The 21,728-nt window shown below is 46.7% G+C and carries 24 protein-coding genes; 12 read left to right on the forward strand and 12 right to left on the reverse strand.

Annotated features, from left to right (window positions below; translation table 11 throughout):
• Positions 1-2: 2 nt before the first annotated feature.
• Positions 3-587 (reverse strand): LysE family translocator, encoded by a 585-nt coding sequence (locus tag R7E42_RS10530; protein ID WP_064369529.1) that lies wholly within the window; start codon positions 585-587, stop codon positions 3-5.
• Between the two features lie 114 nt (positions 588-701).
• Between R7E42_RS10530 and R7E42_RS10535 the strand changes: the two genes are divergently transcribed.
• Complete coding sequence (locus R7E42_RS10535; RefSeq protein WP_031780811.1) at positions 702-1,142, forward strand: Lrp/AsnC family transcriptional regulator; 441 nt, start codon at positions 702-704, stop codon at positions 1,140-1,142.
• A 214-nt stretch (positions 1,143-1,356) separates the two neighbouring features.
• A complete protein-coding gene (locus R7E42_RS10540) occupies positions 1,357-2,535 on the forward strand; it encodes a lytic polysaccharide monooxygenase (RefSeq protein ID WP_085569482.1) in 1,179 nt (392 codons plus the stop codon).
• Positions 2,536-2,651: 116 nt separating this feature from the next.
• Here the strand turns inward: R7E42_RS10540 and R7E42_RS10545 are convergent, their stop codons facing one another.
• Genes R7E42_RS10545 through R7E42_RS10555 form a run of 3 tightly spaced genes read right to left on the reverse strand, consistent with a single transcriptional unit; the run spans position 2,652 to position 4,282 of the window.
• On the reverse strand, positions 2,652-3,272 hold the full coding sequence (locus tag R7E42_RS10545; protein ID WP_285385396.1) for an HAD-IB family hydrolase: 621 nt from the start codon (positions 3,270-3,272) through the stop codon (positions 2,652-2,654).
• A gap of 38 nt (positions 3,273-3,310) precedes the next feature.
• Positions 3,311-3,622, reverse strand: a complete 312-nt coding sequence (locus tag R7E42_RS10550) for a cupin domain-containing protein (protein ID WP_025522087.1) — start codon at positions 3,620-3,622, stop codon at positions 3,311-3,313.
• Positions 3,623-3,631: 9 nt separating this feature from the next.
• Positions 3,632-4,282 (reverse strand): Qnr family pentapeptide repeat protein, encoded by a 651-nt coding sequence (locus R7E42_RS10555; protein ID WP_005460782.1) that lies wholly within the window; start codon positions 4,280-4,282, stop codon positions 3,632-3,634.
• 495 nt (positions 4,283-4,777) lie between these two features.
• On the opposite strand from R7E42_RS10555, the gene ompW reads away from it, so the two are divergent.
• The 3 genes from ompW to R7E42_RS10570 all read left to right on the forward strand — a co-directional run bounded on the left by ompW (position 4,778) and on the right by R7E42_RS10570 (position 8,149).
• Positions 4,778-5,422, forward strand: coding sequence for an outer membrane protein OmpW (gene ompW, locus R7E42_RS10560; RefSeq protein ID WP_064354457.1), 645 nt, complete (start codon positions 4,778-4,780; stop codon positions 5,420-5,422).
• Between the two features lie 214 nt (positions 5,423-5,636).
• Positions 5,637-6,662: an HlyD family secretion protein gene (locus tag R7E42_RS10565; RefSeq protein WP_054702114.1), complete on the forward strand. Its 1,026-nt coding sequence runs from the start codon at positions 5,637-5,639 to the stop codon at positions 6,660-6,662.
• Entirely contained in the window at positions 6,659-8,149 is a 1,491-nt protein-coding gene (locus R7E42_RS10570) for an MDR family MFS transporter (RefSeq protein ID WP_318072636.1), read from the forward strand. Before R7E42_RS10565 ends, R7E42_RS10570 begins: the two co-directional genes overlap by 4 nt.
• Before the next feature lie 96 nt (positions 8,150-8,245).
• Here the strand turns inward: R7E42_RS10570 and R7E42_RS10575 are convergent, their stop codons facing one another.
• Positions 8,246-8,491, reverse strand: coding sequence for a Rho-binding antiterminator (locus tag R7E42_RS10575; protein WP_005460845.1), 246 nt, complete (start codon positions 8,489-8,491; stop codon positions 8,246-8,248).
• Between the two features lie 180 nt (positions 8,492-8,671).
• On the opposite strand from R7E42_RS10575, the gene R7E42_RS10580 reads away from it, so the two are divergent.
• Positions 8,672-9,799 (forward strand): MBL fold metallo-hydrolase, encoded by a 1,128-nt coding sequence (locus R7E42_RS10580; protein WP_137282900.1) that lies wholly within the window; start codon positions 8,672-8,674, stop codon positions 9,797-9,799.
• 76 nt (positions 9,800-9,875) lie between these two features.
• On the opposite strand, the gene R7E42_RS10585 is transcribed toward R7E42_RS10580, so the two are convergent.
• The 5 genes from R7E42_RS10585 to R7E42_RS10605 all read right to left on the reverse strand — a co-directional run bounded on the left by R7E42_RS10585 (position 9,876) and on the right by R7E42_RS10605 (position 13,907).
• Entirely contained in the window at positions 9,876-10,301 is a 426-nt protein-coding gene (locus R7E42_RS10585; protein WP_137282899.1) for a VOC family protein, read from the reverse strand.
• A gap of 173 nt (positions 10,302-10,474) precedes the next feature.
• Entirely contained in the window at positions 10,475-10,960 is a 486-nt protein-coding gene (locus R7E42_RS10590; RefSeq protein WP_005374344.1) for a VOC family protein, read from the reverse strand.
• A gap of 139 nt (positions 10,961-11,099) precedes the next feature.
• Positions 11,100-11,429: a DUF4144 domain-containing protein gene (locus R7E42_RS10595; RefSeq protein WP_213897430.1), complete on the reverse strand. Its 330-nt coding sequence runs from the start codon at positions 11,427-11,429 to the stop codon at positions 11,100-11,102.
• A 24-nt stretch (positions 11,430-11,453) separates the two neighbouring features.
• Complete coding sequence (locus R7E42_RS10600; protein WP_213886356.1) at positions 11,454-11,990, reverse strand: DUF924 family protein; 537 nt, start codon at positions 11,988-11,990, stop codon at positions 11,454-11,456.
• Between the two features lie 69 nt (positions 11,991-12,059).
• On the reverse strand, positions 12,060-13,907 hold the full coding sequence (locus R7E42_RS10605; protein ID WP_318072637.1) for a M3 family metallopeptidase: 1,848 nt from the start codon (positions 13,905-13,907) through the stop codon (positions 12,060-12,062).
• Positions 13,908-14,183: 276 nt separating this feature from the next.
• On the opposite strand from R7E42_RS10605, the gene R7E42_RS10610 reads away from it, so the two are divergent.
• Complete coding sequence (locus R7E42_RS10610; protein WP_017634365.1) at positions 14,184-14,546, forward strand: hypothetical protein; 363 nt, start codon at positions 14,184-14,186, stop codon at positions 14,544-14,546.
• 70 nt (positions 14,547-14,616) lie between these two features.
• Here R7E42_RS10610 and R7E42_RS10615 read toward each other — a convergent pair whose 3' ends face one another.
• Positions 14,617-14,790, reverse strand: a complete 174-nt coding sequence (locus R7E42_RS10615) for a hypothetical protein (RefSeq protein ID WP_005374332.1) — start codon at positions 14,788-14,790, stop codon at positions 14,617-14,619.
• Between the two features lie 234 nt (positions 14,791-15,024).
• On the opposite strand from R7E42_RS10615, the gene R7E42_RS10620 reads away from it, so the two are divergent.
• The 3 genes from R7E42_RS10620 (at position 15,025) to R7E42_RS10630 (ending at position 18,831) form a co-directional block, all read left to right on the forward strand.
• Positions 15,025-16,167, forward strand: a complete 1,143-nt coding sequence (locus R7E42_RS10620; protein WP_005374330.1) for a sugar diacid recognition domain-containing protein — start codon at positions 15,025-15,027, stop codon at positions 16,165-16,167.
• A gap of 158 nt (positions 16,168-16,325) precedes the next feature.
• The gene (locus tag R7E42_RS10625) at positions 16,326-17,678 is read left to right on the forward strand and encodes a GntP family permease (protein WP_017634362.1); all 1,353 of its coding nucleotides are present in this window, start codon (positions 16,326-16,328) and stop codon (positions 17,676-17,678) included.
• 16 nt (positions 17,679-17,694) lie between these two features.
• The gene (locus R7E42_RS10630; protein WP_138939346.1) at positions 17,695-18,831 is read left to right on the forward strand and encodes a glycerate kinase; all 1,137 of its coding nucleotides are present in this window, start codon (positions 17,695-17,697) and stop codon (positions 18,829-18,831) included.
• A 95-nt stretch (positions 18,832-18,926) separates the two neighbouring features.
• Here R7E42_RS10630 and R7E42_RS10635 read toward each other — a convergent pair whose 3' ends face one another.
• Positions 18,927-20,363, reverse strand: coding sequence for a PLP-dependent aminotransferase family protein (locus R7E42_RS10635; protein ID WP_182038601.1), 1,437 nt, complete (start codon positions 20,361-20,363; stop codon positions 18,927-18,929).
• Between the two features lie 92 nt (positions 20,364-20,455).
• Here R7E42_RS10635 and R7E42_RS10640 point away from each other — a divergent pair, with 92 nt between their 5' ends.
• Both R7E42_RS10640 and R7E42_RS10645 read left to right on the forward strand, forming a co-directional pair.
• On the forward strand, positions 20,456-21,355 hold the full coding sequence (locus R7E42_RS10640) for a DMT family transporter (protein WP_138939344.1): 900 nt from the start codon (positions 20,456-20,458) through the stop codon (positions 21,353-21,355).
• A gap of 66 nt (positions 21,356-21,421) precedes the next feature.
• Entirely contained in the window at positions 21,422-21,709 is a 288-nt protein-coding gene (locus tag R7E42_RS10645) for a hypothetical protein (RefSeq protein WP_005374318.1), read from the forward strand.
• Positions 21,710-21,728: the final 19 nt, after the last annotated feature.

Below are 21,728 nucleotides of genomic sequence, written 5' to 3' on the forward strand. Positions count from 1 at the left end.
ACTTATATCATTGGAATCGTAGACAAAAGCAACAGCGCAGCCATGCTGTAGTTGAACCCCTTAACGCGTTTATCGGTGGTCAACCAACGCTGCAATTGCATACCTGCCGCCGTCCAAAATGTCACCGATGGCAAGTTGGCTAAACAGAAGATACCGGCGATAAAAGTCAGTTCGAGCCAAGAACCGCCACTGCTGTATACCGTAATGGCCGTCAACGCCATCGACCAACCTTTTGGGTTCACCCATTGGAATGCCACTGCCCCTAAAAAAGACATTGGGCGAAAATCGTGTTTTGCTTCGGTTTTGTCGCTGGTGGCGATTTTGTACGTCAAGTACAGCAAATAACTCAAGCTCAACACTTTCAAAATGGAGTGTGTAATTGGATATGCGTGGAACAGGCTCATCAAGCCAATACCCACCAAAATTAGCATGGCACCAAAGCCGAAGGTAATGCCCAACATGTGTGGGATAGTGCGTTTAAAGCCGACATTTGCCCCTGAGGTCATCAACATAATGTTATTGGGACCCGGCGTAAAAGTGGAGACAAAAGCGAACAACGCCAAAGCGCCCAGTTGATGATATTCCATAGATTGTTCCTTGAATCAGTTCTCGATAAGTTGAGAACAACTATAAGTAGAACTGAGGTCAATATTGTGCTTTTATTTGATGATTAGAAACTAAATAAGCAATGAAACATCATGATGGATAGATTTGACGAAAGAATATTGCAAGTGCTCAAACGAGACGGAAGAATCTCCAATGTGGAGCTGTCGGAACGCGTTGGTTTATCTCCGTCTGCAACCTTACGCCGAGTGCAAGATTTAGAGCGTAAAGGCGTGATCAAAGGCTACCGAGCAGTACTGGATAATCAGCAACTTGGCGTGGGTTTTGTCGCTTATGTGTCGATTGGTTTGGCCTCGCACTCTAAGCAGGCACAGCTGGGTTTCGAAGAGCATGTGCGTTTTGTAAACGAGGTGGTGGAATGTCACAACATTACGGGATCTAACGAATATCTCATACGCGTAGAGACGCAAAATCTCGCCGCTTATAAAGCGTTCCATGCTGATGTGTTGGGTGAGTGCGAACACGTCAAGTCGATCACAACCATGGTGGTGATGGACACACCAAAAGACGAGCGATAGCCAAACGAGGGTGACAGTTTTTGTGGCACATGAATTTGAAGTGACTCGAAAGAGTCAGTCGAGTATGAGAATGGTTCACAACAAATGCTGGAAAGCAGATGGCACTCTTACAATTTCCATATTTATTCTCACCTTCTAAATAATCCCATCCTGCTAGTTTTGCTTAAACCGCTTGTGTTTCAGAGCGGCGAGTCAGCAAAATTAAGGATGAACGATGAAATCACATGTAACACTTCCTCTTTTGAGCTTAAGCGCTGTTGCCGCATTGAGCTCATTTAACGTCAACGCCCATGGCTGGGTAGAGTTTCCAAGTGCTCGTCAAAATACGTGTTATTTAGACGGTGGCTTTTGGACCAACGAGATCCCTAACCAAGCGTGTAAAGCGGCTTTTGATGAATCTGGCGCGTATCCGTTTGTGCAGCGTAGCGAAATTGCAGCAAACGTACCAAATTACCGAGATATGGAGCATGTGAAAGCCGTGGTTCGCGACGGTGAGCTATGTTCTGCTGGCGATACAGCTAAGAAAGGCTTGAACATTCCTTCTCCAAACTGGCAGCGCACCAATGTTACGCCAGATGCAAATAACCAGATTGAATTGGTGTTTTACGGCAAAGCGCCGCACAACCCATCGTACTGGGAATTCTATCTCACCAAGCCAACTTATGATGATTCAAAACCTCTTACTTGGAGTGATTTAGAGCTGATCGACACCGCAGGTGATGTGTATGTTGATGCGGAAAAACGCTACCGTATTCAGGTGACTTTCCCTGCTGATCGTTCGGGCGATGCGGTGCTTTATACTCGTTGGCAGCGTATTGATGTTGCCGGTGAAGGTTTCTACAACTGTAGTGACATTACGTTAAACGGAACGGGCACGACGCCACCGACTGACCCTGTTGATCCAACCGAACCGGGCAATAATCTGACATCTCTGGGCTACTTTGTTCAGCAAGGTTTCGGACCAATAGAAGCGGGTGACACCATCCGTTTTCGTACGTTTAATGCGACAGGCAATGAAATTGTCGATATTTCACTACCAATCAGTGCAAACAATACGGCGACTTGGGCGGCAGAAATTGCGGATCAATTTAACGCGCAGCAAACGGGCGATTGGTATGTGGGCATTTGGCATCAAGAGATGAACCACTACATGTTCGATAATAAGAACGTGAATGCGAACCAAGTATTAGCGCCAAGCGCAGACTTCAGTTATGCGTTGTCACTGATCAAAGCGGATGTCACGCCACCAGTTGAACCAACCAACTTGTGGGACAAGACGGCCGTTTACAACCAAGGTGATGTGGTGACGCACAACGGTAAAGAATGGACTGCCCAGTGGTGGACGTCTGGTGAGGAACCAGGCACAACGGGTCAGTGGGGTGTATGGCGTTAAGCCATTTATTCGGGCCCTGAACAATAAAACCCTTCTCATGTGAGAAGGGTTTGTTTTTTCAGTCTAAAACGACCACTTTGGTTGAGTGGCTGTCTTGAAAATCAGAGCACATATCGTTATTCGCTTGCTCTCCACTCGCTCCAGTTGAGCATCGCGTAGTCTGCCAGTTTGAGCATCGGAATGTCTTCATGCGTATCTCCGTAGGCATAAACAGACGCAAACTCGTCGAGCGAAAACGCCGCTTTCACGCGTGAGACTTTTCTTTCTAAACTGCAATCACCTTGCTGGTAAAAGCCACTCAGTTTTGGCTGTTCTGAGATCAGTTCACTGCACAGCAAGTGGAAACCGTTCGCCTCACACCAAGGCTTGAGATACGCATTGAGTGATGCCGACACCACTACGATGGTATCGCCTCGGTGTTGATGCCAAGCAAGCCTTTCCATCGCTTCTGGCCGTAAGTACAGCGGGATCACTTCATGGGCAAACTGAGTGCCAATCGCTTCAATTTTCTGCGTTTCTTTCCCTGAAAATGCAATAAAACTGCTGAGAGGGCGCATAACACGAGCGGGTAACACTCCGAGTTTGTACAGCGCATAAAATGGCATGATAGCGACCTTTCCTACTCGTTTGCGCAGGCCATAAGCAGAATAGTGGAGGAAAAGGCTAAACATATCCTCTCGGGTGATGGTGCCATCAAAATCAAACAGTGCCAGTGACGGCTTAGTAGTATCGAGCAAACTCAGCGCCTATTTTTGGGTTTAAGATCATTTTGTGTTTATTGATAAAACACCGCCAACCAGATGGTTTCTTGCGTTGGGTCAGTCCAGCTCACTTTGTGTTTGGTATGAGCTGGAATCGTAACGTGATCGCCTGCCTCAAGTCGTTGCACGACACCTGATTCAAAAGTCAGCTCACCTGCTCCTTTAAGAACCAAGACCCATTCATGTTCTTCTTGATCGTACCAGCCACTTTTGGGCGAGGTTTGCCCCGTTGAGACAATGCGTTCTATACGCAGGTTTTTGTGGGTCAGCAGGTCTTCGAACACTTCCTCGTCGAGGTTATTCGGTAAGTCTTTAAAAAGATTCATGGCCTTTCCTTAGAGAATGATCAGTCCAAAAGGCGCAAGCAATTGCTCTTGTTGCCAATCACAAATTTTAACACCAAACAGAGAAACGCGGCGAACATCCAGCCCGTCCAGTTCGACATGAGTCAGATCACACTGCTCAACGTTAAAGGTTCCCCATTGTTCTGGCGAGAATTCGCAGCGAGATAAATCCGAGCCTTTGAGAGTTGCCCCTGCGAGGTTCGCACCGTTCCAACGGTTTTCAAAGAGGTCACATTTTTCTAGTAACACTCGCTCGAAGTTACAGTAGGTGAGGTTGCAGCCAGTAATAAAAGCAGAACAGAAAAACATGGTGTTACTGACGCGATTAGCAAAGTTCGCACCTTGGAAGTTTGCCCCTTTGAGATCGCACTTACGCAGCTCCAAGCCCATACAATTTGCGCCGTTAAACAGGCTCATCGCCAACATACAGTTCGTGAAGCTGGCATCTTTTAAGTTCGCGAAGCGAAAACTACACCCTTCTAGCGCTTTGGATTCGATAAAGCGACAGTCGATGAACTTAGCATCGCGCAGATCGGCATGGTCGAAACTGCACATATAAAAGTGGCAGTTTTTAAAGGTGGCATTCTGAAAATCGTGATGAGAAAAGTTTTCTCGTTCAAAAATGAGATCGGTTTTTAACATGTCTTCTCCTTAGCTGCGAGCAGACTAGCACTCCAAGTGACTGATTTTCCAGAAAAATAACTTCTTGTATTTCAGTGTTTTACAAACCCCTCAAATCGCGATTTTAAGGGGTCAAACGAGCGTTTTAAGTGGGTTGTTTTTTGAAAATAGAAGACGTAGAGGAAGAAGAAAGTTTTTGCTGGCTACGAGCCTTAACGAGAGGATTCGCATTTATGGGTATGCATGGCAACTCACACGCACAGTTTGCATTACAGAATTGTATCCGATTTGCATAATTTGTTGATCGGTATGGCGTTTCTCCATACAAAAAACCTATATTTTTCACAAATTGATTTCCATCAAAATAGTAGGGTTTCTATGTGCTAGATTGCGCACAGCTCAAAAAGATATAGATACCCGTGTGCTTCAAGGCGCTGAGTTTACTTGAAATCTCAGATCAGTTAGCAGGCACCCCTTTGGGTACGACATAACGAAGCCCTACGAAAGGAAATAAAAATGAAAAAAACAATCTGCAGTCTAGCAGTGGTTGCTGCACTCGTGTCACCAAGTGTTTTCGCTCATAAACAAGGTGACTTCGTTCTTCGTGTTGGTGCGGCGTCTGTCGTTCCAAACGACAGCAGCGATAAGATTCTTGGTTCTCAAGAAGAATTGAAAGTGGATTCAAATACGCAGCTTGGTTTGACGTTTGGCTACATGTTTACAGACAACATCAGTTTAGAGCTTCTAGCAGCAACACCATTCAGCCACGATATTTCAACAGACTTGTTAGGTCTTGGTGATATCGCGGACACCAAACACCTTCCACCAACGCTTATGGTGCAGTACTACTTTGGCGAGCCACAAAGTAAGTTCCGTCCATACGTGGGTGCAGGTCTCAACTACACCATGTTCTTTGATGAGGGCTTCAATAGCACGGGTAAAGGCGCTGGTCTTTCAGATCTTAAGTTGGATGACTCATTCGGTCTAGCAGCGAATATTGGTGTGGACTACATGATCAACGATCAATGGTTCCTCAACGCTGCTGCGTGGTACGCAAACATTGAAACAGAAGCAACTTACAAAGCAGGTGGAGAGAAGCAAAAAACCGACGTCAAAATTAACCCTTGGGTATTTATGATCAGCGGCGGTTACAAGTTCTAAGAAAAACCAGTAGTTACACGCACATTACTATTATTGGCATGACTTTGGGGGCGGTTACGGGGACTGCCCCTCTTTTTTATCCTCGTTTTGATTGCACATCATTTACTCCACTTAGCAACATGCAAAATTGGATCTTTACCTTGCAGATCATTTTATTGTCGGAAGATCGAAAAGTCCTACACTGATCACATAATTGAACAAGTGGACAATATAAATGAGCGACGACATCGCAAAGCATTCCTCCTCCAGATCTAAGCTGGTAAAAACTCTTTTCTTTACTCTCTGTGTTATCGCATTTGGTGCGATGTATTGGTCTTGGCAGTATTCAGACAGTCACCCAAGCACGGAAGATGCCTACGTTAGGGCAAAAATTCTGTCGGTAGCACCTCAGGTAAAAGGCCAAGTGGTTTCTGTGGATGTTAAAGATTTCCAATCCGTTAACAAAGGTGACCTACTGCTGAAGATAGATTCACGCCCATATTTGTTGGCAGTGAAGCAAGCAAAAGCGGCATACCAATTGGCGGTCCAGCAACATGACGTTGCCGATAAGCAGGTAACTGAAGCCGTTGCGGGCTTAGATGCGGCGCGCTCTAACCTGACAGAAGCGCAAGTAGAGTACAAACGTACGGATTCTCTAGTGAAACGCAAACTGGCGTCAGACCAAGATTTAGATACGGCGAAAAACAAACTAGCCAATGCTCAAGCGAGCCTAGAGCAAGCGCGCGCGACGGTAGAAAAAGCCATTGCGAACCGTGGTGAAGAAGGCGCAGAGGCTGCGGTTGTTCAACAAGCGGCGGCACAGTTAGCGCAAGCGGAGCTGAACTTGAGTTACACCGACATTACGTCACCAGTGGATGGCATTGCCGGTGAAATCAATACGCACGTAGGCTCGGTCGTTAGCGTGGGTCAAACGCTGTTCCCTGTGATTTTAAAAGACAGCTATTGGGTACGCGCGAATTTTAAAGAAACCGATCTTACTCATATTAAACCTGGCATGCATGCGGATGTGGTGATTGATATGTACCCAGACGTGGTGTGGAAAGCAACGGTAGAGCAACTGTCGCCTGCGAGTGGTACATCGTTCTCCTTGATGCCACCAGAAAACGCAACGGGTAACTGGGTTAAAATCAAACAGCGTTTCCCTGTACGTTTGGCATTAGAAGTACCGGCCGATGCGCCGCAACTTCGCGTGGGTGCGAGCTCAGAAGTCACCATTGATTTGCAAAGTAGCGTGCAATGAGCCATCAAATTACGGCAGACAAACGGGGGATTGCCACCGTCGCCGTGATGCTTTCTGCCATCATGGTGTTAATCGATATGACCGTTGCGAACGTGTCGCTATCGCACATGATGGGCGCGTTGGGCGCAACGGCAGACCAAATTACTTGGGTGCTGACGGGTTACAGCATGGCGGAAGCGATCTTCATTCCGATGACCAGTTTCTGGGTGTCGCGCTTTGGTGAACGCAAAGTCATGTTGGTTGCTGTGATCGGTTTTGTGATTGCCAGTGCGCTTTGTGGGCAAGCACAGTCTCTTGAAGAGATGGTGCTATTTCGCATTATCCAAGGCGCTTTCGGCGCGTCGGTGATTCCATTGGCGCAGTCGACGTTAGTGCAGATCTATCCGTATGAGCAAAAAGGCAAAGCGATGGCGATTTTCTCCATCGGCATTTTGCTTGGTCCTATTTTGGGCCCAGTTGTAGGTGGTGTGATCACCGACAACATTAACTGGCGCTGGATTTTTTACATCAACTTGCCATTCGGTTTGATCTGTACCTCTTTGATTTATCGCTATATCCATATCGACAACAAATCCAAACCTAACTTTGACTGGTGGATCATCGGTTACATGGCGTTAGGTGTGGGCGCGTTGCAGTTTGTGTTGGATAAAGGGAATGAAGACGACTGGCTCGACTCACGTATGATTCAGACGGCGATATTGCTCGCAGTCATGGGATTGGTGATGTGGATCTATCGCAGTTGGAAAACCAAAAGTCCAATAGCGCCATTGTGGCTACTGAAAGACCGAAACCTTATGGTCTCGTCATTGATGATTGCCGTGGTGTCGATGGCGATGTTTGGTCTGACGACTCAACAACCAATGCTGTTGGAAAGCTTGCTGGATTATCCGGTCTCAACCACTGGCTTATTAATGGCACCGCGAGGGTTGGCGTCGGCGGCGATGTTGATTTTAGTGATTAAGCTCAATCCGCAATTCGATCCCAGAATCAAAATAGTCTTTGGCTTAAGCTGCATCGGGATTGGTAGTTATTTGATGATGCAATACTCACTGCAGATCGATACATTTTGGATTGTGATGCCGAGTATGATTCAGGGGATGGGGCTTGGTTTAACCTTCTCGACGCTATCCACCTTGGCGTATTTAACGATTCCGAAAGAGCAATCTGTTGCGGCGGCGAGTATTTACAATCTGTTCCGTACCATTGGTAGCTCGTTTGGTATTTCTATCGCCACCACGTTCCAATATCGTGATAGTCAGCAGCAATGGCATGCGCTGGGAGAGGGTATTAATCCTTATAATCCTAACTTGCATGACTGGGCGGCCAATCAGGGGCTTTCTATTACCGATCCGGTTGCGTTAGACCAATACCAACAGATGTTGCAGCAGCAATCGCAAATGGTCGCGTTTGTGCACACCTTCCAGCTTGTGGGAGTGATGTTCGTGATCATGATGCCGATGCTGGTTTTCATCCGGTCGCGAGAATAACAACAAGTTCCGGTGAATCGTGTAAGAGAACGCCTCTCAAGTTGTATTTGCTTGAGAGGTGTTTTTTATTGGACGGTGTCAATGAAAGACGGACGTTTACTCAAACGTCACTTCATCAAAATGCGGATTGGCTTTGAGCGCGCGCATTGCGACTAATTGTTCAGTCGGGAAAGCGGTGTGCTCACCATCCATATCTAAAAACAAGCACTCTTGTCGCTGCATGTCGTAGCCTGTGTCGAACGCGTTGCCCTGATGAGTTTCACCATTTTTTAGCGTGATCTCGATAGGGAGCTTAAACATACAGGCGATTTCAATAAAATCGTATTGGCTGCAAGTCACCATAGTTTTCTCCTTTCAAACCGACGCAGTATTCAGAAGGTTTGAGAACCGCTTCCTTAAATAGAAGACGTTTGATTGAAACTGAATCTTCATCTTACACCTCATTTTGGTCACGAAATAGACATACACGCACGTTTTAATAAACCTACTGTTGAGCGTTCACAAGCGAGACAAAATAACGATATGTCTGAGACGATACTTAAGCGCACATACCTAACGAGTGAACAAAAGCCAAGTTCACTGATTCCGCCTCAAACCTACCATGCGCAGTTGGCGCACCGTGTTTACCACTCGCCTCAATTTGAAAACGGCCGCGTTAAAAACGAGATGCCAAATGTCCCTAGCCCGCAATCATTCTGGCAGGTGTGTTGGAGCTATCTTGGTGGTAGAACGCCATTGAGTCCTAACGAACATCTGCCACATTTCCCAATTCAACCTACGCAGTTTGCGCAGCGAAGTGAATCGATGCGCGTTACTTGGCTGGGCCATTCCACCATGCTGGTGGAGGTCGATGGCATTCGAATTCTGACTGATCCGGTATTTGATTACGCTTCTCCGTTCATCGCAAAAGCGTGGTTTGAACGCAATATTCCCAATACCCATGCCAGAGATTGTTTGCCGATTCCTGAAATTATCGTGATTTCGCACGATCATTACGACCATTTAGAAGCATCGACCATACGTTTCTACGCCGATAAACCCGTGACGTTTTATGTACCCTTAGGGGTTGGCAAGCATCTGATAAAGTGGGGCGTTTGCGCAGACAACATCGTGGAATTCGATTGGTGGGATAGCGTGCACTATGCCGGAATCGAACTGATTTGTACGCCCGCTAACCATAATTCTGGTCGTACTTATTTCGATAAAAACTCGACCTTGTGGGCTTCTTGGGTCATCAAAGGTAAAGAAGAGACGCTCTATTTTAGTGGCGATTCAGCTTACGATTCGCACTTTTCCGAGATCGCACTGCGATGTGGACCAATCGACATTGCCTGTTTGGAAGTGGCTGCTGATGTGAAAGGCCAAGGTTATCCGGTCGAAAACTGGGGGCACATGCAGGCTCATCATACCGTGCAAGCGTTTCGCGACTTAAATGCGAAAAAACTGTTGCCAGTACATTGGGCTACATACGAACTGTTTACTCACCGCTGGGACGAACCGATTTTAGATTTGCTTACCCATTGTCAAAAAGAACATATAACGCTGCTGACGCCAATGCCGGGGGAGAGTTTTTACGTTCATCAAGAACATATAAATAAACAATGGTGGCGAGAAAAAGAAATAGGTGAGCCAGATATAATTTTGACTTAATAATATGTTCTTACTTCAATAATTATTTTAGAAATTAACCTTGTTATTTTCAGAATATAACAAGGTTTTTACTCGCTTACTCATCAATCACTTGAGGTTTTAACTCGACGACATTTCCTTCCGGATCATGAATATAGAGTGAGCGACCGAATCCTTGTGCGCCGTAGCGTTTCGCAAACTCTTCGGTTTCAATGCCGCGCGCACGCAGATATTCCAGTAATTCATCCTCGGGAAAAGGCGCCAATTGCAGGCAAAAATGGTCAATATTACGACCATTTTGAACTGGTGGCTTACCGCCGAGTTGGCCCAATTCGCTGTCTACCGTCACTACATCAATTAATGCGTTACCTGCCCTAAGTTGAGTTAAACCAAGTTCCGTTACTTCGCGTTCGACAGGGCAGCCCAAAATGTCTCGATAGAAATGCAACATAGCATCGAGGTTACAGGTCCTTAAAACAACATGATCAAGCGCTTTGATGGCGATTGGATTTTTGGTGGGCATGCTTCACTCCTTTTTGCATTGTGTTGAGGTAAGTATAAAGTGACCTTAAAAGTGGTGAGAGAAATGATCAAATTCCAGATGTTTTTTTCTAGAGCGAGTGCAGAAACACTGCAACTCAAAGCAAACAAAAAAGGCTAGCGTATTGCTAGCCTTTTGGAATATGGATGGGGCTATTACTCGTAATCAGAAGCGTAAGTTTCTTCGTAAGTGTGTGAGTAAAGCTCGAATAGGTTGCCGAATGGGTCTTCTAGGTAAACCATTTTCGCAGGCTTATTATCGTCTTCTGGGTGGTAACGCATGATGTCCATGCGAACTTTGCCACCTAGTGCTTCGGTGCGTTTGATAGCACCTTCAAAATCGTCTGTCTGCAAACAGAAATGGAAGATACCGATGCGAGAAAAATCCACTTCATGGCGCTCTTGACGTTCTTTCATTTCGAATAACTCAAGGCCGATGCCATCACTTGTCACAAGGTGCGCAATGTTGAAGCCTTTAAAGCCTTCCCCAAAGACCGCAATACACATTCTGCCAATTGCCGTTTCGCGTTCTTCAATCACTTTCGTGTTGCCCATAACGACTTTTAGACCTAGCGCTTGCGTGTAAAACTCAACCGCTTTGTCCATATCTCCGACCATAATACCGACATGATTCATTTTCATTTGTTTGCTCCCAACATGTGTGTTTGAACGTTGTCTTGTTTCGATGTGGGAGAGTATATGGTGTGATGTTGATTACATGAAATTATCATAAATTATAAAAATGATAATTTTATTTAATGATCTGCATGTTGGGATTGAGTTAGTGAGCTAAGGCCTCAACAGCTTGCCTCACCGAGGTGAAATGAATCTTGATAATGCACCGTTGCGCGAGGCTGAATTCATGCGATTGGATTAATGACGTAACCTCTTCTACGGACAGCGTTCGTTCTTTTAGATGTAAAAGAGTGGTGTTCGAACCATGGTTTTTCAATTCAAACGTGTTGCCATTTGAGTCGATAACGTAATCATCTTGCCCAAAAATGAGGGCTTCGCATTCAGAGTCTAAGTCGGACTGGGAATGCGTGTAGATCAGCTCATCGTCGCCGTCTAGTTTTAGCAAGCATGGCCAACATACTGCGTGGTCTCTCATGGTTAACTCATTATTCATTGTTATTTAGAAACTTGACCCAGGTTGTTGCAAAAACGCTAACTCTTCGGGAGTGCTCTTTCTTCCCAATATCGCATTGCGATGAGGATAGCGCCCAAACTGGTCGATGATGGCTTTGTGTTTTAGCTCAAAATCGTAGTTATTTTCAAGCCCTGATGCGCGAAACAATTTTTCAGCTTGGACATGAATGAGGCGAGATTCGCTGTGCATAAACGGCATGTACAAAAAGCTTAGCTGCTCAGGCGCTAATTCTTTGTCGTAACCTAACCGAATTGCCTCTTGAGCCAATGCTAATGCGAGTGGGTCTTGTGCAAACGCTTTTGGGGTGTTGCGATACACATTACGTGAAAACTGGTCGAGGACGATGATTTCGGCCAATCGTCCTTGTGCGCTGTTACGCCAATTAAACAGTTCACAACGAGCGGCTTGTTCTAATACCGAGGCAAATCGCGATGCAATACGCTTGTCCAGTTCTGGGTTGTTTTCAAACCAATTTTTGGGCGATAGCTCCTCGAACCAAAATTTGATGATTTGTTGATGCATGGATCTTCCTTCCTATTGCATTAGCTAAAGAATAAAAAGCCAGAAGGCGAGCTCCTGGCTTTCTGCGTGTTATCGACCGTAAGTCTCTATGATGTAATGTTCAAAATCGTCACACATTTGTTCGTCAGAGATGGCGTTGCTTGCCAGCTCTTTACTGCCGTCGACGACTTTAATCGCGGCGTTCAGTGAAGCGACTGATGCTCGCTCTCGCGTCGCAAGTGAGTCGATTTTCTTCTGCTGCACTTCCCATGCCTGTTCTGGCGACAGGTTACACACGTCTGCAAGGTATTTGGCATTGAAGCCTTCGCCAGTCAGGCTGACAATGGTTTCGTTGTGCGACAAGTGATTGCCTGCGTGCCAGTAGTGTTTTGCCAGCAGTGGGCCAATTTCTGGGTTATCCGTCAGGTAACCAAACTTCTCAAGGAAGTATGCACGGGTCTGATACACCGCCATGTGCGCGAGTAGATAACCTTGATACGCACAAGCTGCTTCGTCGGATAGCAAATGTGGAATCGCCATCAGTGGGCGAGGGCTGCATTCCAAACCAAGGATCTGTTTTTCACAATCGCGAGCGAGCTTAGTGATGCGCTCTGGCGTTAACTCGTCATCGCTCAATTGATACAACGCGCGCTCAAAATATGGCACAACCAAGATGCTACGTTCTTCATAAGCTTTGAATGGCTGACGGCTGTTGATCATTGCTTGAATAATCTCATCAGGCACAGAATTCCCTTCATCATCCAGTGCGTACTGTTTTAGCCAATCGGCATCGGTTAACAGGCTATCACAGAACATCGACTGAGTTTCTGCATAAGCCATTGACGTCGGCGCAAACTCCTGCGAGAAACAAGGCGCGTTCATTTTTACGTTCGCAAAGTGTGCTGCGTGGCCGCCTTCGTGGAACAGCGTGTTAATGCCATCGTAGCCGCTGCCCACTTGGTCTGGTTTGGCATTACTGGTGAAGTTCACCTGCGCTGCGACCCATTCGCCTTGATTATAGAAAGAAGGAATAGGGCCGTGGCAGAACCCATTCGGGTACTTACCTTTGCGATCTAGTAAATCCAGCGTTAGCGTCGCACCAGAGTAATCAATATTTAGGCGACCAAATGATTCTACCCAGCGTCTCAGAGATTTTGAGAACGGCACGTATGGGTCAAGGTCACGCATAACGTCACCCGCGAATGAGTAAACAAAGTTGTAGCCTGCTAGTGCGCTTGCGCCTTTCTCTTTCGCCAAGTTTTCTAAGCTGTTTAGATGCGCATCTCGCGTGCGTTGTTCGAAATCTTCCAAAATCTCGAATAGCTGTTCAGAGCTCATCTTTTCCGTTTTTTGCACGGAGTAATCAAAGAAAGTCGCATAACCGAGTGAGCGAGCGAACTGGTTGCGTAGTTTGATCAGTTCTATAAAGCCGTTTTGCAGTAGCCATTGTTCAAGGTTCAGCAACGCTTGATGAGCCGATTGGCGAACTTCTTCATGATTGTTGGTGCGAATGGTTGAGCTCAATACTGGCAGTGAACCTTCCACTTGCTCGCCGTTTTCATCGGTAAACGTTTGTACGTGGTTCTGTTTTTTCTCGAACAGCTCAGCTTCAAAGGCAATGAGCTGATTTTTCAACGCTTGTGCCTTTTCGCCCTCGATAGCGTGAGATTCAAACATCGCCAGCCAACCCGAAAGACCTGTAATGGTTTGTTGTTTCTCTTGTGGGTCGGTAATTGAGTCCGCGGCTTCAAGCTGTTGTTTGATGGCAGTAATTTGCTCGGCGTTGCTTAAAAAGCTTGTCCATGCCGTTTGTGCTTGCGTCGAGCCATCATGGTCATCGCTGATCCCCATGTAAGTTTCCCAAAAGAAATCTTCTTTGGTGCGGTGAATCGCAAGGTAACGTTGATTGAGGTCGTTGAGATAATCCGTTGCGGTCATTTTGATCCTTCAAATGGTTTCGTTATGTAGACAGTTGATTATTGCACGCTTGGCCGCGAGAAAGGAACGCTAATCTCATTTGTCGATTTTGCATCGCGTAAAGGTGATTTTACTATTTGTTTACATTTGGGTGGGTTAATAGGAGTTCTGAGCTTGCAGTGTTAAGACTGGTATGGAGTTTACAGTTTATTAAGTAATTAATCTGCGGTGCGCTATCGATGATCCTTATCAGGTGTAATAAGATTTCCATATCGTGGCGATACAGTTGGAAACGATATGATAAATAAGACAAAAGTTACGTTATTGGCGGTAGGTACGATTTTAGTTGGATGTTCCACAGTCGCGCCACCAAGAAATGATGCGGTTGAAAGCATTCAACAAAAGTGTTCTGTGATTTTAAGCAATGATGTTGCGGGCGACCAGCGCTGGCAGACGTACAACGGCTTGCTTGTAGAATATGCCGTGCATGGCGTTAAGAGTCAGGCACAACTGGAACGTTTTGAAGCGTTTGTGCAGAGAGTGCAAGATGATGAGTCTGGACAGTTAGTTACAGAGTTGATTGAGGTCACCGACTGGGGATGCTCAAACGGCAATTATCTAGAAGAGATGAGCTTGTTTATTCAAGAAGTTCAAAAGTAAAAAACCGAGCGTTAAGTCGCTCGGTTTTTCTGTTTGTGGAACGCTTTTTTACGCTGGCTCGTCAGGACGTTTACTCCTCTGGATACTCGCCCATACCTTGCGTTTTACCTTCCGCTTTCCAATGCTCTCCAGGAGCAAATGCTTCATCGCATAAATCTACGGTGTAGCCCATTTCTGTGATTTCCTTCAAAGTGAGGTTATCAGCAATATTTGCAACTTCCCCCGATTTATTCCGTAACTCCATGTTGATCTCTCCTCTGTAGGTAGACGAGTGGCATCAATGCACAGTGAAGAATGCATTGGTAACCTTTGTTCTAAGTATATAACCCGCTGCTAAAAATGAAGGTTTAATCCACTTTTTAAATGTGGGTAATTGGATAATGCTTTGAGCTGCTTCCGTTATTTAGAACCGCAGCATCGCGATAGTTTGCCATTTGTGATTTATTGAGTGATTAAACGGTCAATTTGGAAACTCGAAATGGTGATTCTCGACCACGCTTTAGCACAACAAATTGTTGATCGAACCATGTCCATCATTGGTCACAATGTGAATGTGATGAACTCGGCAGGCATCATCATTGGCAGTGGCGACCCTAAACGTGTTGGGCAAGTGCATGATGGCGCGGTACTGGCGCTGAATCATGGCGATTCGCTAGAGCTTAATGAGCAGCAATGTTTGACGTTGCAGGGTGTCAAACCCGGTATCAATATGTTGTTGAAATTACATGGCGACGTGGTCGGTATTGTTGGCGTCACAGGAGAGCCGGAGAAAATCCGAGATTTTGCAAAACTGGTTAAAATGACCGCTGAACTAACAATAGAGCAAGCTGCACTGGTGGAAAAATTTCAGTGGGACAGACGTCATCGCGAAGAGTTTATTCTGGCTTGGATCAATGGGAAATTGACCGATGAAGAGCTGAAAGATTGGGCGATGCGTCTTTCTATCGATGTGACTCAACCACGGGTGGCAACGGTGATTGAAGTCTCGACGCCGTCCGCCTCGAAAAGCATGAAGAGTGTGCGCAATATTGTTGAGCTGCTTGAATACCCAGAGCGTAACAACCTAGTTGCGATTGTCTCAGTGAATGAAATTGTGGTGTTGAAACCGTGTCATTCCGCCAAGCAGTGGGATAGCCAAGTTGAAAGTGAGCGCATTGATAAGTTGATGTCGCGTTTAAGCGATCACGATTCGCATACGTTTCACATTGCGCTAGGGCAGCTGTTTAATGAGCCTAAAGATGTCGCGTTGTCATACCAAAGTGCGAAGCAGGTATTAGCTATTGGCAAGCAGTTCTACCCAGAGAAACGTAAGTACCTGTTCGATGAACTTCGTTTGCCTGTTTTGTTAGCGCCGTTGGCGGATATTTGGCAAGGTGAACAAATTATTGATGGTGTGAAACGGTTGAAAGAGAAAGACAAATCTGGGCAATTATTGAAAACCCTAGATGCACTGTTTGAATGCAATGGCAATGTAACAGAATGCTCTAAAATGCTGTTTATTCACCGGAACACTCTGCGCTATCGGTTAGAGAAAATCACCGAGATAACAGGGCTACCAACAACCAATTTTGTGGGGTTAGCGGAGCTTTATATTGCGACTCGGCTCTCAAAAATGTCGTGATGTTGTGCATTTGCACAATACGCGTTATTTTTTGACCACATCATTTGTCACTCCGCCTAAAGGAATTCGAAAGCAAACGATTAATAATTCATGCGTCCCTACATGTTGAGTGAGCCAACACGGACTCGCTCAGCAAAATAAGAATAAATGGAGTTATCATGAACCTTATATTAATCCTGCTCGGGGTGATCGCATTTATTGTGCTCACGACCACCAAATTCAAATTACATCCCTTTTTAGCGCTGATCATCGCGGCGTTCCTTGCGGCATTTGCTTACGGCTTACCGGCAGATAGCATTGCCAAAACCATTGCTTCTGGCTTTGGCGGCATCCTTGGTTACATTGGTTTGGTTATCGTTTTAGGTACCATCATTGGTGTTATTTTGGAAAAAAGTGGTGCGGCGATCACCATGGCCGATACGGTCATCAAAGTGTTGGGTGAGCGTTTCCCAACATTGACCATGAGTATCATAGGTTACATCGTTTCTGTTCCGGTATTTTGTGATTCAGGCTTTGTCATTCTGAACTCGCTCAAAGAATCGCTCGCGAAGCGTTTAAAAACCTCAAGCGTTGCGATGAGTGTGGCGTTGGCAACTGGCCTATACGCAACGCACACGTTTGTGCCGCCAACTCCTGGCCCGATTGCCGCTGCGGGTAACTTAGGCCTGGAATCTAACCTTGGTTTAGTGATTGGTGTGGGTGTGTTTGTTGCAGCGGTTGCGGCGTTAGCGGGGATGTTGTGGGCGAACCGATTCCAACATGTTGAACCAGATGGCATTGAAGCCGCAGAAGAAATTCAGCAAGACTGGCAAGCACTCAAAGCGTCTTACGGCAAATTGCCAACGGCGAGCCAAGCATTCGCTCCTATTTTTGTTCCTATCTTATTGATCTGTTTTGGCTCTATCGCGAAATTCCCAAGCCTACCGCTGGGCGAAGGTTTTGTGTTTGATGTTCTGACTTTCTTAGGACAGCCACTAACGGCATTGGTGATTGGCCTGTTCCTTTCTGTTCGCCTACTCAAGTCAGACAACAAGATTGAAGAATTTGGCGAGCGAATCAGCCAAGGTATTACGGCTGCTGCGCCTATTCTTTTGATTACCGGTGCGGGTGGTGCTTTTGGCGCGGTATTAAAAGCCACGCCGCTAGGTGAATACTTAGGTACGACGCTATCGGCGCTGGGCGTGGGTATTTTCATGCCATTTATCGTTGCGGCTGCGCTAAAGTCGGCGCAAGGTTCATCAACGGTTGCATTGGTGACCACATCGGCTTTGGTTGCGCCTATGCTCACGCAATTGGGGCTCGATTCAGAAATGGGCCGCGTATTAACGGTGATGGCGATCGGTGCAGGTGCGATGACGGTTTCTCATGCAAACGACAGTTTCTTCTGGGTAGTTTCGCAGTTTAGTCGCATGTCGGTGGGCCTAGCGTACCGCGCGCAAACCATGGCTACGCTCGTTCAAGGTGTCACGGCAATGGCATTAGTGTACATTTTGAGCCTCGTTCTCTTATAAGTCTCTGGAAATACGTATGAAAGTGGTAATTGCACCTGATTCATTTAAAGAAAGCTTAACCGCCAAACAAGTGAGCGAGGCGATCAAAACGGGTCTTGCTCGCGTATGGCATGATGCCGAGTTTGTTACGGTTCCGGTCGCAGACGGTGGCGAAGGCACGGTTCAATCTTTGATAGATGCAACTCAAGGCGAACAAGTCTTCACAACGGTGACCGCGCCATTAGGGAATGATGTTGAAGCGTTTTATGGCATCCTCGGCGACGGCGAAACCGCGGTTATTGAAATGGCGGAGGCCAGTGGTCTGCACCTTGTGCCGAGTGATGCTCGCGACCCAAAACTGACCAGTAGCATTGGTACTGGACAGCTGATCAAACACGCGCTAGATAGAGGTATTCAACGCTTAATCATTGGTTTGGGCGGCAGCGCTACCAATGATGGTGGCGTGGGCATGTTGACCGCGTTGGGGGTGGCGTTTCTTGATGAATCTGGTCATGCAATTACCCCAAATGGAGGCGGGTTAGCGGCGCTTGCGTCCATCGATATTTCTGGTCTTGACCCTCGTTTAGCAACTTGCGAAGTGTTGGTAGCGTGCGATGTTGATAACCCACTCTGTGGTGACAAAGGCGCGTCGGCTATCTTTGGCCCTCAAAAGGGAGCGACGGTATCAGACGTCACTCTGCTCGATAACGCATTGCGCAAGTTTGGCGAGTTGACGGAACAAGCGACGGGTAAGCATGTACTGACTCGTGAAGGGGCGGGTGCTGCTGGTGGTATGGGCGCGGCCTTGCTCGGGTACACGCCAGCACGTTTGCAACCAGGAATTGAGATTGTGCTTGAAACGGTCAAACTTGCTCAGCATGTTGAGGATGCGGATATCGTATTTACAGGCGAGGGTCGAATCGATCATCAAACCGCACATGGCAAAACGCCGATGGGCGTTGCTCAGGTGGCTAAGCAGTGTAATTTACCAGTCATTGCATTAGCAGGCTGTGTGGGCGACAACTATCAGGCGGTTTATGAGTGCGGCATTGATGCGGTGTTTGCTTGTGTACCAAGGGCGATGAGCTTACCTGAGGCCATGAAAGAGGCCGACGTCAACGTTGCTAATTTAGCCGAAAACGTCGCGAGAATGTGGCAAATTAAGTCGCACTGAAGGCGATGACGATATGAAAAACTCCACCTTTGCGTGGAGTTTTTTGTTGTTACCTGTTTGCGTGTGTCGGCATAAGTTCATTTAGTAAGAGCGAGTTAACAGGCATGCTTTGCTATCAATTTTGCCAGTGTTTGCATCGCGTGACTCCAATCGGTTTCATGACCAAAGTTTGCCACGCTGAGGCGTACGCAATGCCGATATTGCCCTTGAGTGCCAAATACGGTGCCGGGAAGTAGGCTGATTCTGTGCTTATTGCATGCTTGATACAACGCATAGCTGTCCGTGTCTTCGGGCAGTCGCAACCAAAGCAAGAACGAACCTTGCACGGCGTTGATCTGGTATCGATTTTTTAGAGGTTCGTATTCATCCAAGTATTGATGAAGCATCTGGATAAATCGGCGCATGTTGTTTTGATAAACCCGACCCATTCGCGCAGTATGCGTTCGATACTTGCCTGACGTTAGAAACGTTGCCACGGCGGATTGCATCAGGTTCAAACTGCCCATGTTCTCACACAGTAGATATTGCTCAATTTGATCTCGATATCGCCCCGCCAACATCCAACCAATTCTCAAACGCGAATCGAGCGTTTTGGATAACGAATTCACGTAAATTACGCGTTGCTTGTCATCGAGCAATCTCAAGCTTGGTAACGGCTTGTCATAGCTTAACCCGCCAAACACATCGTCTTCGATAATAGGAATATTGCCAGATGCCAAGAGCAATCGCTGGCGCTTTTCTAGCGGCATCATGGCACCAGTTGGATTGGTGAAGTTTGGCGTTACGATGATCGCTTTTATGTCCCATGTCGCCATTGCTTTTGCTAAGGCTTCGGGGTACATGCCGTCGCGCGGGCAACTCGGAATTTCCACCGCTTTGAGGCCGAGTGATTCGAGCATCAATAAGTTGCCAAAATAGCAAGGGGACTCCACCGCGACGATATCGCCTTTTTGTGTCGTTGCGCGCAGCGCTAGGCTAATGGCTTGTTGCGCGCCGTGCGTCACCATGATCTCATCCAACTTGGCTGGCGTGCCCAAATCTTGTGTGATTTTCGCCAGTTGTTTGATTAAGAGGTGATCACCGGGGGGTAATTGGTAATGGCTCGGTACATGCGTTTGCTGGCGGCTGTGGCGGCCGATCTCGGCGTACAAGCTTTTGATCGCGGGGGAGTCAATGTTTGGGTGGGCAGAACCGGTAGGCAAACGCTCTTGGTATTCAGGATAAGTAAGGATTTCTTTGCAGATCGAGAGCAAATCCACGCGAGTCGGATCCGGAATTGAGCGAGAGGTCGGCAAGGCGACTTTAACTCGATAACCCGATTTGGGTACCGAGTAAACCAAGTTTTGTGCTTCCAGCTCTTGATACGCACGAATCACTGTATTTTTACTGACGTTTAATTCTTGGCTCAACGAGCGAATGGAGGGCAGTCGATCATCCGCCTGATAAACGCCACCATTGATGGCTTGTTTGAGGTGTTTTTCCACCACGAGGTACTTATTCCCTTCACCGCTTCCCAATAAATCTGTACCCATAAAAACACTTCCATCTGTCACTTTTTGAAAATACTGTACCTAATTACATTAGCAGTATCTCAAAACATAAAACAAGCGTGAGTGAGGCGATCATGTTAATCCGAGCCATCCCTTTTGTATTTGTCATCCTTTGGGCTTCTGGATTCGTTGGTGCGCGTTTTGGTTTGCAATATGCCGAGCCAGCGACACTACTTTCTATCCGTATGGCATTCAATGTCTTATTGTTTTTGGTTCTTGTAGCGGTATTGCGTAGAAGGTTGCCGACAGGAAAAGATTTTTGGCACAGCTGTGTGGTTGGTGCGTTGATCCACGGTTTCTATCTGGGCGGTACTTATTTCGCTATCGCCTTGGGTATGCCTGCTGGGTTGAGTTCGTTGCTGGTGGGTATTCAACCGATTTTAACCGCGGCTTTGCTGGTGGCGTTTGTTCGTGAGGAGTTTAAGCCCTCGCAATGGCTGGGTTTGGCTCTTGGTTTTGTCGGTATCGCTATGGTGTTGATGGGCAAAATGGAGTGGCAATCCGAGCAGCATAAAGTGTTGGCCATTGGTTTGTGTTTGTTGGCTTTGGTTGGTATCACGCTAGGGACACTTTATCAGAAAAAACATTGCCAAAAAGTGGATATGGTGGGTGGTGCGACGGTGCAATATTTGGCCGCGCTCGTCATGTTTCTGCCCGTTGCGATGCAGTTTGAAACCATGCAAGTGCAGTGGGAACTGGAGTTTATTTTGACCGTGTTGTGGTTGGTCGTCGTGCTCTCTTGTGTAGCTATTCTACTGCTGCTGTACATGGTTAAGAACGGTGCTGCATCGAGCGTAGCTTCTGTATTCTACCTGGTGCCGCCAACGACGGCGATTCAGGCTTGGCTCGCGTTTGGAGAGTCATTTGATTGGATGGGGATTTCTGGTTTCGTACTGGCAGCTACGGCGGTGTATTTGGTGGTTAAAAAGCCGGATCTGACGATAAAGAAATCGATTCAAACAGAATATACCTAAATTGGGTAGGGACATTTGCGTATCAGTGGGTACAATCTGCTTCATCTTAATCCGTGGAGCAGAATGATGAAGGTAAAGCCAGATCGAATGACCGCCATGCGTAGCATCATCGAGCAAGTAAAAGCGGAACTACCAATTTATGAACCAGAAACGTTTGTATGTGGACCAGAAGGGCAGTGCATTGGCTGTCCGAAGAAATTGTTGGAAATGGTCGATTCAGAAGTCACTTATTGGGAGTCAGCCATGGAGCGCGGCATTGTTCCGCAGTTCGATGAGATTCGTCGTTTTGGCAAAATGTGCACGAATGTTCGTCGTGGTCTGGTGCGAAATAATGTGCCTTTACTCAGTAACTAGAGAGTAAAAACCGTCTAAT

Source organism: Vibrio sp. Vb1337 (assembly GCF_033338715.1).
Lineage (GTDB): Bacteria > Pseudomonadota > Gammaproteobacteria > Enterobacterales > Vibrionaceae > Vibrio > Vibrio alginolyticus.